Source organism: Streptomyces sp. NRRL WC-3742, from assembly GCF_000720635.1.
In the GTDB taxonomy this organism is placed as follows: Bacteria; Actinomycetota; Actinomycetes; order Streptomycetales; family Streptomycetaceae; genus Kitasatospora.
This window is the reverse complement of the sequence record NZ_JOCF01000037.1, coordinates 17,891-31,996: the sequence shown is the minus strand read 5'-3', so window position 1 is coordinate 31,996 and position 14,106 is coordinate 17,891. Positions and strand designations below refer to the sequence as shown.

12 protein-coding genes and 2 pseudogenes are annotated in these 14,106 nt (G+C 72.7%); 10 read left to right on the top strand and 4 right to left on the bottom strand.

Features of this window, described 5'->3' with window-relative positions:
- Window positions 1-99 precede the first annotated feature (99 nt).
- The gene (locus IH61_RS0121020; protein WP_031072042.1) at window positions 100-831 is read right to left on the bottom strand and encodes a hypothetical protein; all 732 of its coding nucleotides are present in this window, start codon (window positions 829-831) and stop codon (window positions 100-102) included.
- Between the two features lie 284 nt (window positions 832-1,115).
- Between IH61_RS0121020 and IH61_RS0121015 the strand changes: the two are divergent.
- From IH61_RS0121015 to IH61_RS0121000, 4 genes and pseudogenes are all read left to right on the top strand, one after another.
- Window positions 1,116-1,685 (top strand): annotated as a pseudogene (locus IH61_RS0121015) (ATP-binding protein); the annotation flags it as partial.
- Window positions 1,682-2,860, top strand: a complete 1,179-nt coding sequence (dprA, locus tag IH61_RS0121010) for a DNA-processing protein DprA (RefSeq protein WP_051837584.1) — start codon at window positions 1,682-1,684, stop codon at window positions 2,858-2,860. The pseudogene IH61_RS0121015 and the gene dprA, both read left to right, overlap by 4 nt.
- 294 nt (window positions 2,861-3,154) lie before the next feature.
- A complete protein-coding gene (whiG, locus tag IH61_RS0121005; protein WP_234327273.1) occupies window positions 3,155-4,159 on the top strand; it encodes an RNA polymerase sigma factor WhiG in 1,005 nt (334 codons plus the stop codon).
- 109 nt (window positions 4,160-4,268) lie between these two features.
- Window positions 4,269-4,853, top strand: coding sequence for a TetR/AcrR family transcriptional regulator (locus tag IH61_RS0121000; RefSeq protein ID WP_031072034.1), 585 nt, complete (start codon window positions 4,269-4,271; stop codon window positions 4,851-4,853).
- A 57-nt stretch (window positions 4,854-4,910) separates the two neighbouring features.
- On the opposite strand, the pseudogene IH61_RS49615 reads toward IH61_RS0121000, so the two are convergent.
- Window positions 4,911-5,417 (bottom strand): annotated as a pseudogene (locus IH61_RS49615) (M23 family metallopeptidase); the annotation flags it as partial.
- A gap of 555 nt (window positions 5,418-5,972) precedes the next feature.
- On the opposite strand from IH61_RS49615, the gene rpsB reads away from it, so the two are divergent.
- The 6 genes from rpsB to rlmN all read left to right on the top strand — a co-directional run bounded on the left by rpsB (window position 5,973) and on the right by rlmN (window position 12,122).
- Window positions 5,973-6,869: a 30S ribosomal protein S2 gene (gene rpsB / locus IH61_RS0120995; RefSeq protein ID WP_031072031.1), complete on the top strand. Its 897-nt coding sequence runs from the start codon at window positions 5,973-5,975 to the stop codon at window positions 6,867-6,869.
- 129 nt (window positions 6,870-6,998) lie between these two features.
- On the top strand, window positions 6,999-7,838 hold the full coding sequence (tsf, locus tag IH61_RS0120990; RefSeq protein WP_031072030.1) for a translation elongation factor Ts: 840 nt from the start codon (window positions 6,999-7,001) through the stop codon (window positions 7,836-7,838).
- Between the two features lie 262 nt (window positions 7,839-8,100).
- The gene (pyrH, locus tag IH61_RS46095) at window positions 8,101-8,865 is read left to right on the top strand and encodes a UMP kinase (protein ID WP_031072029.1); all 765 of its coding nucleotides are present in this window, start codon (window positions 8,101-8,103) and stop codon (window positions 8,863-8,865) included.
- Window positions 8,866-8,946: 81 nt separating this feature from the next.
- The gene (gene frr / locus IH61_RS46090) at window positions 8,947-9,504 is read left to right on the top strand and encodes a ribosome recycling factor (RefSeq protein ID WP_031072027.1); all 558 of its coding nucleotides are present in this window, start codon (window positions 8,947-8,949) and stop codon (window positions 9,502-9,504) included.
- Window positions 9,504-10,931 carry a phosphatidate cytidylyltransferase gene (locus IH61_RS41170; protein WP_037973168.1) on the top strand — a complete coding sequence of 476 codons (1,428 nt, stop codon included), beginning with the start codon at window positions 9,504-9,506 and terminating at the stop codon, window positions 10,929-10,931. Before frr ends, IH61_RS41170 begins: the two co-directional genes overlap by 1 nt.
- A gap of 90 nt (window positions 10,932-11,021) precedes the next feature.
- Window positions 11,022-12,122: a 23S rRNA (adenine(2503)-C(2))-methyltransferase RlmN gene (rlmN, locus tag IH61_RS0120970; RefSeq protein WP_031072023.1), complete on the top strand. Its 1,101-nt coding sequence runs from the start codon at window positions 11,022-11,024 to the stop codon at window positions 12,120-12,122.
- Window positions 12,123-12,146: 24 nt separating this feature from the next.
- Here the strand turns inward: rlmN and IH61_RS0120965 are convergent, their stop codons facing one another.
- A complete protein-coding gene (locus IH61_RS0120965) occupies window positions 12,147-13,298 on the bottom strand; it encodes a hypothetical protein (protein WP_031072022.1) in 1,152 nt (383 codons plus the stop codon).
- A gap of 10 nt (window positions 13,299-13,308) precedes the next feature.
- Window positions 13,309-14,040, bottom strand: coding sequence for an ABC transporter ATP-binding protein (locus IH61_RS0120960; protein ID WP_037973167.1), 732 nt, complete (start codon window positions 14,038-14,040; stop codon window positions 13,309-13,311).
- Window positions 14,041-14,106: the final 66 nt, after the last annotated feature.

Here is a 14,106-nt window from a genome sequence, read left to right as displayed (position 1 = left end):
GATCACGCCACTGCCGACAGGTATGCCGCGGTTTCTCGAACGCATCCCGGCCCCGAACCGTGGTTCGGGGCCGGCGAGTTGCACGTGAGCTGAGATGCCTCAGCCTCGCTGGATCCTCCGGAGGTCATCCAGCGTCAGTTCCCGAGTCTGCATAGACTCCTCACTCGACACCCACTCGCGGAGCCTGGCGTCCGGCATGCCGGTCCCGCGAAGGGCGCCAGCGGCGGTGTTCCCCCCGTTCGACTCGATGAGCTGCTGGATGTACCAGGCAAGGTTGGTGGGACCGCCGCCTCCGTACCCGATGGAGTACCCGCCTGCCTTCCGGCTCTCCGGGAGGAGCGACAAGAGGCCGCTGGCCGTCCGGACCCAGAAGTACGCACCCTGGTCGATGATCAGCGAGGCGAAGGTGTCATTGGGCCGGAGGTCGACCGGCGCGTAGGTCGAGTAGGTCCACTTCTCGATGTTCCCCGTGACCGTGCGGTAGTGGTGCGCCACCACTGGGAGCCCGAACTCAGGGTCGTACGAAGTCTGGTAGCACACACAACCGTCGCCGCCCACCGCAGACGGGCTGTCCTTGTCGTCGTACACGCACGGGTGGAACAGGGCAGGGATATCACTGTTCCCGACGAGCGTGGTGTGCAAAGGGTTCGGGTCACACCTCTGGAGCCGGCCCAGCCACTCCTTGACGTAACGGGTCTGCCTCTCGATGGACACCGTGCCATTGAGGCCGGCGCTGGTCAGGCCGTGCTGGGGCTCGGTATAGAGGACGAAGTGGGCCCATCCCTTGCTGGGCTCGTAGGTCACCTGCAGATCGGGCTGCTTGTAGCTCAACTGTGGTACTCCCTGAATGCTCGGGCGCTCGCGGCGATCGCCGCTCCTGACACTGCCCCGGAGCCAGACGGCTAAAGCTTCTTCCCAGCCAAGTGCGTTCGCCACGCGATCACGGGCATGAGTCGAGCTCTCGACCGGTCACCTAGCGAGAGTCACGCTAGGTGACGGCGGTCAGGAAGAGAGAACAGATAGGCCCCCACACACTGCTGGTGCGAGCCGCTGCCTGTGGAGGGCGGTGGGGCACTTCACCGTGGACAACGGACAGATTGAACGGCTCCCATAACCTGGCCGCCAACCCGTGCCCGTGCGGGCGGTACTCACGGCGGGGCGAGGGCTGCGAGTGCACCCCCGCCATGGTCAGCCGGTACCAGGGGCGGCTCTCCGGGCCGCTGCTGGACCGGGTCGACCTCCAGGTCCAGGTCGCCCCGGTCACCAGGATCGAACTCATGGAGCGGGACGTGACGGCCGAGACCACCGAGACCGTCGCGGCCCGGGTGCTGGCCGCCCGGGAGAGGGCCGCAGCCCGGCTGGCCGGGACGCCGTGGCGGACCAACGCCGAGGTGCCGGGCCACGAGTTGCGCACCCGCTGGCAGCTGGACTCCGGCGCCCTCAACGACGTGGCCCGGCAGCTGGAGCGCGGGCTGCTGACGGCCCGGGGGCTGGACCGGGTGCTCCGGGTCGCCTGGACGGTCGCCGACCTGGCCGGCCGTGACCGTCCGGACCAGCGGGACGTGCGCACCGCCCTGGTCCTGCGCACCGGAATCGAGCAGGGGCTCCCGCTGACCGAACGGGCCCTCGGCCGACGGGAAGGCCCACCGGCCGTCCAGGAGGACAGGAAAGGGGACGAGGCATGACCCGACTGCTGGGGGATCTTCAAGCGCCGGACACGGCACCGGCGGTGACCGGGCCGGAGGAGGAGAGGCTCGCCCGCGTCCTGCTCAACCGGGTCAGCGAACCCGGGGACGCCATGGTCGGCCGCTGGCTCGGCAGGCTCCCCGCCGCCGAACTCGTCCGCGCGATCCGCGACGGCACCGTGCCCGACCACCCCGGGCTCGACGCCACCCGGCTCGCCGGATACCAGGCGAGGCTGCCCGGCCTCGACCCGGCGGGGGACCTGAAACGGGTACAGGACGCCGGTGGGCGCTTCATCATTCCGGGGGACACGGAATGGCCCAGTCAACTGGACGACCTGGGCGACGGACGCCCGATCGGGCTCTGGGCGACGGGCACCGGATCGCTGCGGCTGCTCGCCCTCCGCTCGGTCTCGGTGGTGGGCTCCCGGGCCTGCACGGCCTACGGCGCCCACGTCGCCGGCGAGCTCTCGGCCCAACTGGCCGAGCGCGGCTGGGTGGTGGTCTCCGGAGCCGCCTACGGCATCGACGCGGCCGCCCACCGGGGCGCGCTCGCCGTCGGCGGGATGACCATCGCGGTGCTGGCCTGCGGCGTGGACGTGGCCTACCCGAAGGGCAACGCCGCGCTGATCCGGCGGATCGGCGTCCAGGGCCTGCTGGTCAGCGAACTCCCGCCCGGCGAACACCCCAACCGGTTCCGGTTCGTCCTGCGCAACCGCGTCATCGCGGCGCTCACCCGGGGCACCGTCGTCGTCGAGGCGGCCGTGCGCAGCGGCGCCCTGAGCACCGCCAGACGGGCGCGGGACCTCAACCGGCACACCATGGGCGTCGCCGGGCCCGTCACCTCGGAGCTCTCCGCCGGGGTGCACGCCCTGATCCGCAGCGGCGCGGCCACCCTCGTCACCGACGCGGACGAGATCACCGAGCTGATCGGGGCGATCGGGGAGGACCTCGCGCCGCAGCGCACCGGCCCGGTGCTGCCCCGGGACCTGCTGGAGCCGGCGGTCGCCCGGGTGCTGGAGGCCGTACCGGCGACGGCCGAAGGGGCGCCGATCGAACGACTGGCCCGGCAGTCCGGGCTGCCGCCGGACGAAGTGCTCCAGAAACTCTACGAGTTGGGATCACTCGGCTTCGTCGAACGGCACGGCGCGCACTGGCGCGCGGTGCGGAGGAGGTGATCGCGGGAGCGGCGCGCGAGGAGGTGGTGCGAGTCGGGGCACCGGGCTGACCTGCTGATCCTGTTCCGTCGTTCGTGTGCCCGGTTCCGGCCGGCGAACGCCACCGGATCGAGGGACGACCGAGTGGCGGTAGCGCTTTGCAGTGAGTCGGTCACGCTACGCTCCACATGCCTTCCCTATCAGCACATGACTCGGCAGAACGGCGCAGACCCACGCATGCCCACACACATTCCCGGACACAGAGTGACCGGTGGCGCCCGGTCCTCGGGCGGGCCGAGGACCGAGCGGCGGACCGTGACCGAGCTCCCGTCCAAGCAGGCGGGAGCGATGGGAGGCTTGTCGCGCCAGGGCGGCAGGCCGGCGGCGCTGCCGGGCCGGCCCGCGGACGCGCCCGCCGGCGCGCACGCCGCCGCGCCCGAGCCCGACACGCCCCCCGGAGCACCCGAGCCCGACGCGACCCGGGCGCCGGGCCCCCAGCGGGCGGGCCGGCATGAGGGGGGCCGGCGCGAGGCCGGCCCCGACGAGCCCGCGGCCCAGGTCCGCACCGCGCTCGAGGAACTCTGGCGCTCCTACAAGGACACCGGTGACGCCAGGCTGCGCGAGCAGCTGATCCTGCACTACTCACCACTCGTCAAGTACGTGGCCGGCCGGGTCGGGGTCGGCCTGCCCGCCAACGTCGAGCAGGCCGACTTCGTCTCCTCCGGCGTCTTCGGGCTGATCGACGCCATCGAGAAGTTCGACATCGGCCGCGCCATCAAGTTCGAGACCTACGCGATCAGCCGCATCCGCGGCGCCATCATCGACGAGCTGCGCGCCCTCGACTGGATCCCGCGATCGGTGCGCCAGAAGGCCAAGGCCGTCGAGCGCACGTACGCGACGCTGGAGGCCCGGCTGCGCCGGACGCCGCACGACCCCGAGGTCGCGGCGGAGATGGGCATCGCGCTGGAGGACCTGCACGCCATCTTCAGCCAGCTCTCGCTCGCCAACGTCGTCGCCCTGGACGAGCTGCTGCACCCGGTGGGGGAGAGCGGCGACCGGCTCAGCCTGATGGACACCCTGGAGGACCACGGCGCGGACAACCCCGTCGAGGTCGCCGAGGACCGCGAGCTGCGCCGGCTGCTGGCCCAGGCCGTCAACACCCTCCCCGAGCGCGAGAAGACCGTGGTGACGCTCTATTACTACGAGGGCCTCACCCTCGCCGAGATCGGACAGGTGCTGGGCGTGACGGAGAGCCGGGTGAGCCAGATCCACACCAAGTCCGTCCTCCAACTGCGCGCCAAGCTCTCGGACGTCCGGTAGCCGCGCCCGCCCACCGGCGCCCTGCGCGGTCCCTCGAATGCGCGGCGCCGTACCGGCCGGAGGTAGGGCTCCGTACAGTGTCACTGTGCCGAAGATCCGAGCGGCCTCGGTGGCCGAGCATCGCCAGCTGCAGCGGGCAGCCCTCCTCGACGCTGCCCGCACCCTGCTCACCGAGGGCGGCATGGAGGCGCTGACCTTCCCCGCGCTCGCGGCGCGCACCGGGCTGGCCCGCTCCTCGGTCTACGAGTACTTCCGCTCCCGCGCCGTCGTGGTCGAGGCGCTGTGCGAGGTGGACTTCCCGCTCTGGGCGGCCGAGATCGAGGCCGGGATGGAGAGCTGCGACAGCGCGGCCGAGCGGATCGAGGCGTACGTCCGGGGCCAGCTGGCGCTGGCGGGCGACCCCCGGCACCGGGCGGTCGTGGCGATCTCGGCCCTGGAGCTCGACGAGGCGGCGCGCGAGCGCATCCGCGCCGCGCACGGGAACCTGGTCGGGCTGGTCGTCCGGGCGCTGGAGGACCTGGGCCACGAGCGGCCCCGGCTCGCCGCCGCGCTGCTGCAGGGGATCGTGGAGGCGGCGGTCCGCCAGGCCGAGCAGTCGGCCGCGGGGCCCCGCGCGGGCTGTCCGGCCGAGGGCCCGGAGGCGATCGCCGACGCGGCCGTGGCCATGGCCCTGCACGGGCTCGACCGTTTCTGAGGCGAGCGGCAGCAGCCGCGCCGAGCCCGATCCGAAGAGGGCCAGCGGGTCGAGGTAGCGCCCGCCCCGCAGCAGCCCCCAGTGCAGGCAGTCGCGTCCGCCGCAGTGCCGCCCCTCCGGGGCCAGGTGCCCGATCACCTGCCCGGCGTCCACCGTGGACCCGACGGCCACCGAGCCCAGGACCGGCAGATAGGTGGTCCGCAGCGGGGGAGCCCCGGAGCCGGGGTGGGTGACGCTCACCACCGGCCGCCCGGCGACCAGCCCGGAGAACGTGACCACCCCGGCCGCCGCCGTCCGCACCTCCGCTCCGGCCCCGGCGGCGAGGTCCACCCCGCGGTGCCCGGCCGCCCACGGCTTCACCGGCGGATCGAACCGCCCGAGCACCCCGCCGCCCCCACCCACGGGCCAGGCCCGCGCCGCCGCGCCGGCCGCGGTTCCAGACGCGGTTCCAGCCGCAGCGCGAGCCGCAGCGTCGGCCGGGCCCGGGGCGGCCGGTGCCACCTCCGGGCCCGCCAGCGCGAGCACCACCGCCAGAACCAGCACCGTCACCCCGCGAGCAGCCATGCCCGGAGGCTGGCCGCACCCGGGGCGCCGCACCACCCGGTTCCGGAATCCTGTGGATAAACCGCCCACCCGTCCGCATCGCGTCCCCCCGACGGGTGTACGCGTACCGCCGTCCGGTGTAGAAACGGCATGCGCGAGCCCGCCCGGCGGCATACCGCCCGCGGATCGAAGCGCACCGGCGAGGCCCCTCGGCCCCCGTAAGCCCCGCCCGTCCCGGGCGTCGGCCGGTCGCGGAGTCGCCCGCCCCTCGGCGCTTCCCGTACACTTCACACGCGACCCGGTCCGCCGGGTCGACTTCGCACGCCCCGCCACCGGTGGACGGACGTGGACGGACATGGTTCGACCGCAGCCCCCGCCAGGTGCGAGTGCCGCTCGGTCCGCCGAGCCCGACCGGTCCCCGGACCGTGAGGGTGGCAGCGGCTCGGCACGATCGGGGCGTCAGGCGTGGCTTTCATCCTGACTGCCACGGACCAACCGAGACTGACCCGCGCCCTTGGCGGCCTCCCCTCGCGGGAGCCCCGAGGCCCGGGCCGTAACACCTGAGGAGCACGGCACATGGCCGTCGTCACGATGCGGGAGCTGCTTGAGAGCGGCGTCCACTTCGGTCACCAGACCCGTCGTTGGAACCCGAAGATGAAGCGCTTCATCATCACCGAGCGCAATGGCATCTACATCATCGACCTCCTGCAGTCGCTGAACTACATCGACCGCGCCTTCGAGTTCATCAAGGAGACCGTTGCCCACGGCGGCAGCGTCCTCTTCGTCGGCACGAAGAAGCAGGCCCAGGAGGCCATCGCCGAGCAGGCCACCCGCGTGGGCATGCCCTACGTGAACCAGCGCTGGCTCGGCGGCATGCTGACCAACTTCTCGACCGTCTACAAGCGTCTGCAGCGCCTCAAGGAGCTCGGCGAGCTGGACTTCTCGGACGTGGCCGGTTCCGGCCTCACCAAGAAGGAGCTCCTGGTCCTCCAGCGCGAGCACGACAAGCTGGAGAAGACCCTCGGCGGTATTCGCGACATGCAGCGCGTTCCCAGCGCCGTGTGGATCGTGGACACCAAGAAGGAGCACATCGCGGTCGGCGAGGCCCGGAAGCTCAACATCCCGGTCGTCGCCATCCTCGACACCAACTGTGACCCCGACGAGGTCGACTACAAGATCCCGGGCAACGACGACGCGATCCGCTCCGTCACGCTGCTGACCCGCGTGATCGCCGACGCCGTCGCCGAGGGCCTCAAGTCCCGCGCCGGTGTCGCCAAGGGCGACGCCAAGGCCGAGCCGGGTGCCGACCAGCCGCTGGCCGACTGGGAGAAGGACCTGATCGAGGGCGAGAAGAAGGCCGAGGAGGCCCCGGCCGCCGACGCCGACGCCACCGAGGCCCCGGCCGCTGAGGTCACCGAGGTCGCCGAGGTCACCGAGGCTGCCGCCACCGAGGCGCCGGCCGAGCAGGGCTGACGTACCACGGGTGAGGGGCAGCCGCCGGTACGAAACCGGCGGGTGCCCCTCTCTCCCGCGCCGGGACCGAACCACCGGTCCCGGCGCATCCCCACGCAGACACGCGAGACGCGAGAAGAGATTCACACCATGGCGAACTTCACCGCCGCGGACGTCAAGAAGCTCCGTGAGCTCACCGGCGCCGGCATGATGGACTGCAAGAAGGCCCTGGACGAGGCCGAGGGCAACGTCGAGAAGGCCGTCGAGCTCCTGCGCATCAAGGGCCAGAAGGGCGTCGCCAAGCGCGAGGGCCGTGACGCCTCCAACGGCGCCGTCGCCGCGCTGATCGCCGAGGACAAGAAGTCCGGCGTTCTGGTCGAGCTGAACTGCGAGACCGACTTCGTCGCCAAGGGTGACAACTTCGTCAAGGTCGCCGACGCGATCGCCGCCCACGTCGCCGAGTCCGCCCCGGCCGACCTGGACGCCGCCCTGGCCTCCGAGATCGAGGCCGGCAAGACCGTCCAGCAGTTCGTGGACGAGGCCAACGCGACCCTGGGCGAGAAGATCGTCTTCCGTCGCTTCGCCCAGTTCGGTGGCGACGGCTTCGTCGCGGTCTACCTGCACAAGACCAGCCCCGACCTTCCGCCGGCCGTCGGCGTCCTGGTCGAGCTGGACAAGGAGAACGCCGAGGTCGCCAAGGACGTCGCGCAGCACATCGCCGCCTTCGCCCCGAAGTACCTCTCCCGCGAGGAGATCCCGGCCGAGGCCCTCGAGAACGAGCGCCGCGTCGCCGAGGCCACCGCCCGCGAGGAGGGCAAGCCCGAGGCCGCCCTGCCGAAGATCGTCGAGGGTCGCGTCACCGGCTTCGTGAAGGAGAACTCCGTCCTGGAGCAGGCTTTCGCGAAGGACAACAAGAAGACCGTCGCCAAGGTCCTCGAGGAGGCCGGCGTCTCCCTCAAGCGCTTCGCCCGCTTCCGCGTCGGCGCCTGAGCCACGTTCCCCCTGGTCCCCGGCCCCTCTAGGCTGGGAACCGCCCCCGCCCGCTGACCAGGGCGGGAGGAACGCCGAGCGGGCTCACCCAGCGCCAACCGTCAACGGGCGGCCCGCGTCGGCACCATGAACGACGAGGAGGCCATTGCCGTGCAGGACACCGAACCGGTTCCCGCGGCAGTGGCCTCCTCGCGTGTACGCGCAGACATGGGCCCGCATAGCCCGCGTCCGTGAGCCAGCAGGTGCAATAAAGGAGCTTTCCATGCAGGAGACGCAGGAGACCGCGCAGGACCCCAAGGCCGGTTCGCGCCGCCGGGTGCTGCTCAAGCTGTCCGGTGAAGCCTTCGCCGGTGGCGGCGGGCTCGGCGTCGACCCGGACGTCGTGCACGCGATCGCCCGGGAGATCGCCACGGTCGTCCGCGCCGGCACCGAGGTCGCGGTGGTCATCGGCGGCGGCAACTTCTTCCGGGGCGCCGAGCTCCAGGTCCGCGGCATGGACCGGGCGCGCTCCGACTACATGGGCATGCTCGGCACGGTCATGAACTGCCTCGCGCTGCAGGACTTCCTGGTCAAGGAGGGCATCGAGACCCGCGTCCAGACCGCGATCACCATGGGCCAGGTCGCCGAGCCGTACCTGCCGCTGCGGGCCGTCCGGCACCTGGAGAAGGGCCGCGTGGTGATCTTCGGTGCCGGTATGGGCATGCCGTACTTCTCGACCGACACCACGGCCGTCCAGCGGGCCCTGGAGATCCACGCCGACGTCCTGCTGATGGGCAAGAACGGCGTGGACGGCGTCTACGACTCCGACCCCCGGACCAACCCGGACGCGGTCAAGTTCGACGCCCTGGACTACTCCGAGGTCATCGCCCGCGACCTCAAGGTCGCCGACCTCACCGCGATCACGCTGTGCAAGGACAACAACCTTCCGATGCTGGTCTTCGAACTGCTGGCGGAGGGCAATATCGCGCGCGCGGTGAAGAGTGAGAAGATCGGCACACTCATCAGCCAGGATTCCGTCCGGGCCTGAGCAGCAACCAGCCGCACCGGACGGCCGCCGAGGCGTGACCGGTCGGAACCCACAGCAGATGAACCGGACAGGGAGACCACAGTGATCGAAGAGACCCTCCTCGAGGCCGAGGAGAAGATGGAGAAGGCCGTCGTCGTCGCCAAGGACGACCTCGCGGCCATCCGCACCGGCCGTGCCCACCCGGCGATGTTCGCCAAGATCGTCGCCGAGTACTACGGCGCCATCACCCCGATCAACCAGCTGGCCTCGTTCTCGGTTCCGGAGCCCCGGATGGCGGTCGTCTCGCCGTTCGACAAGACCGCGCTCAAGGCCATCGAGCAGGCGATCCGCGACTCCGACCTCGGCGTCAACCCGTCCAACGACGGCTCCATCATCCGGGTGGTCCTGCCCGAGCTGACCGAGGAGCGCCGCCGCGAGTTCATCAAGATCGCGCGCACCAAGGGCGAGGACGCCAAGGTCTCGATCCGCGCCGTGCGCCGCAAGGCCAAGGACGCCATCGACAAGCTGGTGAAGGACGGCGAGGTCGGCGAGGACGACGGCCGCCGCGCCGAGAAGGAGCTCGACGACACCACGGCCAAGTACGTGGCCCAGGTCGACGAGCTGCTGAAGCACAAGGAAGCCGAGCTGCTCGAGGTCTGATGAACGACGCCCCTGACGCCCCTGGCTACTGGGGCCCGTCCGACCAGCAGTTCCAGCCGTACCGCCCGGCGCCGCAGCCGCAGGAACCCGTGCCGCCGGCCTACCCGGCGTCGGCCCACCCGGCTCCCGGGTACAGCGGCGAGCACCCGGCGCCCGCGCCGTTCCAGGGACACCCCGGCCACGGGGCCGCCCCGGGACCGGCGGCGCCGGGCGGCCGCCCCGGTCCGGATCAGCCGCAGCAGCCTCCGGTGTACTGGCACGGCGACGCGGAGGAGACTCAGGTCATGCCTCCCGTGCCGGCCGACCCCGGTCCGTACCACGGTGCGCCCGACCCCGGCCAGGCCCGGGAGGCCGGCCGACTGAGCGGCGGCCCGCTGTTCCGCGACGAGCAGCCGCCGGCGGCTCCCGGCGGCAGCGAGACGGTGGTGCTGCGCGTGATAGCCGACGACGCCACCCCCGGAGCCGGCGCCCAGCCGTTCCCGGGGGCTCCGGTGCTTCCCGCGCCGCCGCCGAGCCACCCGGCGGCCGGGCAGCCCCCGTTCACGCCGTCGTCCCATCCAGGGCAGGAGACACCCGTGGCCGCCCAGCCCGCCCCGCAGCCGCAGCCGCGCAAGCAGCGCGGTGGCCGCAACCTCCAGGCCGCCATAGGCGTGGGGGTCGGCCTCGGCGCGGTGATCATCGCCTCGCTGTTCGTGGTGAAGGCGCTGTTCCTGTTCGTCGTCATGGCCGCCGTCGCGGTCGGCGTCTGGGAGCTGACCAGTCGGCTCGCCGAGCGCAAGGAGATCAAGGCGCCGCTGGTCCCGCTGGTCGTGGGCGGCGTCGCCATGGTCGCCACCGGCTACTGGGCCGGCATCCAGTGGGCCGCGGCCTCGCTCGCGCTGACGGGCCTGGCGGTGATGGTCTGGAGGATGGCCGAACCGCCGGAGAACTACCTGCGCGACATAACGGCGGGCGTGTTCACCGCGTTCTACGTGCCGTTCCTGGCCACCTTCGTCGCGATGATGCTGGCGGCCGACGACGGCCCGCAGCGGATCGTGCTGTTCCTGATCGTCACGATCTGCAGCGACACCGGCGCCTACGCGGTGGGCTACAAGTTCGGGAAGACCAAGCTCGCCCCGACGATCAGCCCCGGCAAGACCCGGGAGGGCCTGGCCGGCGGCATCGCGCTGTCGATGCTGGCGGGCGCCGTGCTGATGCAGCTGATCATCGACGACGGCAGCTGGTGGCAGGGCCTGATCCTGGGCGGCTGCGCGGCCGTCACCGCCACCCTGGGCGACCTGGGCGAGTCGATGATCAAGCGCGACCTCGGGATCAAGGACATGGGCACCCTGCTGCCCGGCCACGGCGGCATCATGGACCGCCTGGACTCCCTCCTGCCGACCGCCCCGGTGGTCTGGCTGCTGCTGGCGGCCTTCGTCGGCAGTTGAGCCGCCCGCGGTGGCGCGGTGAAGCGGTGAAGGGGCCCCGGACGCCTGTCGCGTCCGGGGCCTCCGCGCGTCTGCGACACTGGATGAACCATGCCTAAGCCCGGAGAACTCACGTTTGTCGCGCCGCGCGGCGCCAAGCCCCCGCGACACCTCGCCGACCTGAGCCCCGCCGAGCGCAAGGAGGCCGTCGCCGAGCTGGGCGAGCAGGGCTTCCGCGCCAAGCAGCTCTCCAACCACTACTTCGGCCGGATGTCGGACGACCCGGAGAGCTGGACGGACATCCCCGCCGCCAGCCGGGCGAAGCTGACCGAGGCGCTGCTGCCGGACCTGATGAAGGTCGTGCGGCACGTCTCCTGCGACGACGACGCCACCCGCAAGACGCTGTGGAGGCTCTTCGACGGCACGCTGGTCGAGTCGGTGCTGATGCGCTACCCGGACCGCGTCACCATGTGCATCAGCTCGCAGGCCGGCTGCGGCATGAACTGCCCGTTCTGCGCGACCGGCCAGGCGGGGCTGACCCGCAACCTGTCGACGGCGGAGATCGTCGAGCAGATCGCCGCCGGGATGCGCGCCCTCAAGACCGGGGAGGTCCCCGGCGGTGAGACGCGGCTGTCGAACGTGGTCTTCATGGGCATGGGCGAGCCGCTGGCCAACTACAACCGGGTGCTGGCCTCGATCCGCCGGCTCACCGACCCGGCACCGGACGGCTTCGGCCTGTCCCAGCGCGGCATCACCGTCTCCACCGTCGGCCTCGTCCCGGCGATGCACCGCTTCGCCGACGAGGGCCTCAGCTGCCGCCTGGCGCTGTCGCTGCACGCCCCGGACGACGAACTGCGCGACGAGCTGGTGCCGGTGAACACCCGGTGGAAGGTCGCCGAGGTGCTGGACGCCGCGTGGAACTACGCGGAGAAGTCCGGCCGCCGGATCTCCATCGAGTACGCGCTGATCAAGGACATCAACGACCAGGCGTGGCGCGCGGACCTGCTCGGCCGCCTGATCCGGGGCAAGCGGGTGCACGTGAACCTGATCCCGCTGAACCCGACGCCCGGCTCCAAGTGGACGGCCTCGCGGCCCGAGGACGAGCGCGAGTTCGTCCGCCGGCTCCAGTCCCACGGCGTGCCGACGACCGTCCGCGACACCCGCGGCCAGGAGATCGACGGCGCCTGCGGCCAGCTCGCCGCGGCGGGCTAGTCACCGCGGCAGCGGAAAAGACAGCTACCGGAGCCCGGCGGCCGCCAGTGCGGCGGTCGCCCCGCCGGTGAGCAGCAGGGTGGTGCCGACCGCCAGGGTGCGCAGGGCGATGGCGCCGAAGAGCAGCCGGGGCGAGGTGCCCAGGCGCAGCAGCGCCTCGGTGACGCCCCGGCGGTCGGTGCGGACCTCGGCGAGGCGGGCGACGACGGCGGCGATCGCGCAGCCGAGGACGAGCCCGGCCTCGACGGCGGGCAGGCCGTCGGCCCGGTCGGGGGTGCCGATCCAGTAGCGGATCGTGGTGAGCACCACCGCGAGGACCAGGGTGAGTACGGCCAGCGGCGGGCCGAGCCGGCGGGCCTGGGCGGTGAGCCCGCGGCCGGCGAGCAGTCGCAGCGGGGTGGGCCGGCCGAGGGCGAGCAGGCGGCCGGTCCAGCCGAGCAGGGGGCCGGTGAGCAGGGCGAGGCCGATCGCGCCGGCGGCCCAGCCGCCGAGGGCGGCGGTGCTGGTGGAGCCGAGCCCGGCGGGCAGGTGGATCGGGCGGCCGTCCACGGCGGCGCCGGGGCGCAGGGCGATGAGTTCGAGTGCGGCGCCGATGATCACCAGCCCGGTCGGCAGGGCGATGCGCCAGGGGCCGAAGCCCGTACGGGCCGAGGTGCGGCCGCCGGGCAGGGCGTCGGCGGCGGGGACGGAGCAGGCGGCGGCGATCCCGGCGGTGAGCGGCACCAGGGCGAGCAGGGTGACCGGGGCGGCGGCGGGCAGCGGCACGCCCATGCCGAGGTCGGGGGCGAGCGAGGGCCCGGCGATGTCGTTGCGCAGGACGAGGAAGAGCAGCAGGGCGAGCAGGCTGCCGAGGACGCAGGCGAGCGCGACCTCGCCGGCGATCAGGGCCCGGATGCGGCCGGTGCCGGCCCCGGCGGCGGTAAGGCCCGCGATGCGTTCGGGCCGCCGGGCGGGCACCGAGCGGGCGGCGACGGCGGCGAACCAGGCGACGGCGGCCAGCGGGGGCAGGCACCAGAGCAGGCGCACGAGCGCGTCCTCGGCGCCGTGCGGCTCGCTCATGGCCCGGCCGAGGGAGCGCAGCAGGAAGGCGGCGACGACGGCGGCGGCCAGGGCGGTGAGCAGCCAGCGGCCGAGGTCGGGCACCCGGTAGCCCCGGGCCAGGCGGAGGTAGAACACGGCGACTCTTTCAGCGGCTCGGGGTGGCCGTGACGGCGGCGCCGCGCGGGACGGGGGCGGCGGGGGCGGTGAGCCGTCCGTCGACGAGGGCGACGGCGCGGTCCGCGAACCGGACGAGCTCGGGGTCGTGGGTGGCCAGGACGAGGGTGAGCTGGTGCGAGCGGGCCGCGCTGGTCAGTATCCGCAGGACCTGGTCGGCGGCTTCGCGGTGCAGCGGTGCGGTGGGGTCGTCGGCGAAGACGACGGGCGGCAGCGGCGCGAGGGCGCGGGCGACGGCGATGCGCTGGCGCTGGCTCTGGAGGAGCCGGTCGGGGCGCTGCTTGGCGATGTCGCCGACGTCGAGGCGCTCCAGCCATTCGGAGGCGGCGGTGTAGGCGGCCTTGTTGCCGGCGCCGGCGAGCAGCAGCGGCAGGGCGACGTTCTCGCGGGCGGTCAGCTCGGGCACCAGGTGCGGCTCGGAGCCGACGAAGCCGAAGCGGTCGCGGCGCAGCCGTTCGCGGCCGGCCCGGCCGAGGGTGTGGACGGGGGAGCTGTTGAACCACACCTCGCCCTCGTCGACGGGGAGTTGGGCGGAGAGGCAGCCGAGCAGGGTGCTCTTTCCGGAGCCGCGCGGGCCGGTGACGGCGAGCACCTCGCCCTCGCGGACGCCGATCGAGATGCCGCGCAGGGCGGGGGTGCCGTTGTGGGACTTGACGATCCCTCGGGCCCACAGCACGTCGTTGTCAGGCGGTGCCGCTGGCATGGGGTTCCATCCTGGGTGGCCGCAGGGATATGACAGTCGTCAGATTAGAACGACCGGGGACGGTCG

Coding starts and splice junctions, on each gene's coding strand:
- tsf (WP_031072030.1), top strand. CDS start 6,999: ATGGCGAACTTCACCGCCGCGGACGTCAAGAAGCTCCGTGAGCTCACC.
- rpsB (WP_031072031.1), top strand. CDS start 5,973: ATGGCCGTCGTCACGATGCGGGAGCTGCTTGAGAGCGGCGTCCACTTC.
- pyrH (WP_031072029.1), top strand. CDS start 8,101: ATGCAGGAGACGCAGGAGACCGCGCAGGACCCCAAGGCCGGTTCGCGC.
- IH61_RS41170 (WP_037973168.1), top strand. CDS start 9,504: ATGAACGACGCCCCTGACGCCCCTGGCTACTGGGGCCCGTCCGACCAG.
- IH61_RS0120960 (WP_037973167.1), bottom strand. CDS start 14,040: ATGCCAGCGGCACCGCCTGACAACGACGTGCTGTGGGCCCGAGGGATC.
- dprA (WP_051837584.1), top strand. CDS start 1,682: ATGACCCGACTGCTGGGGGATCTTCAAGCGCCGGACACGGCACCGGCG.
- rlmN (WP_031072023.1), top strand. CDS start 11,022: ATGCCTAAGCCCGGAGAACTCACGTTTGTCGCGCCGCGCGGCGCCAAG.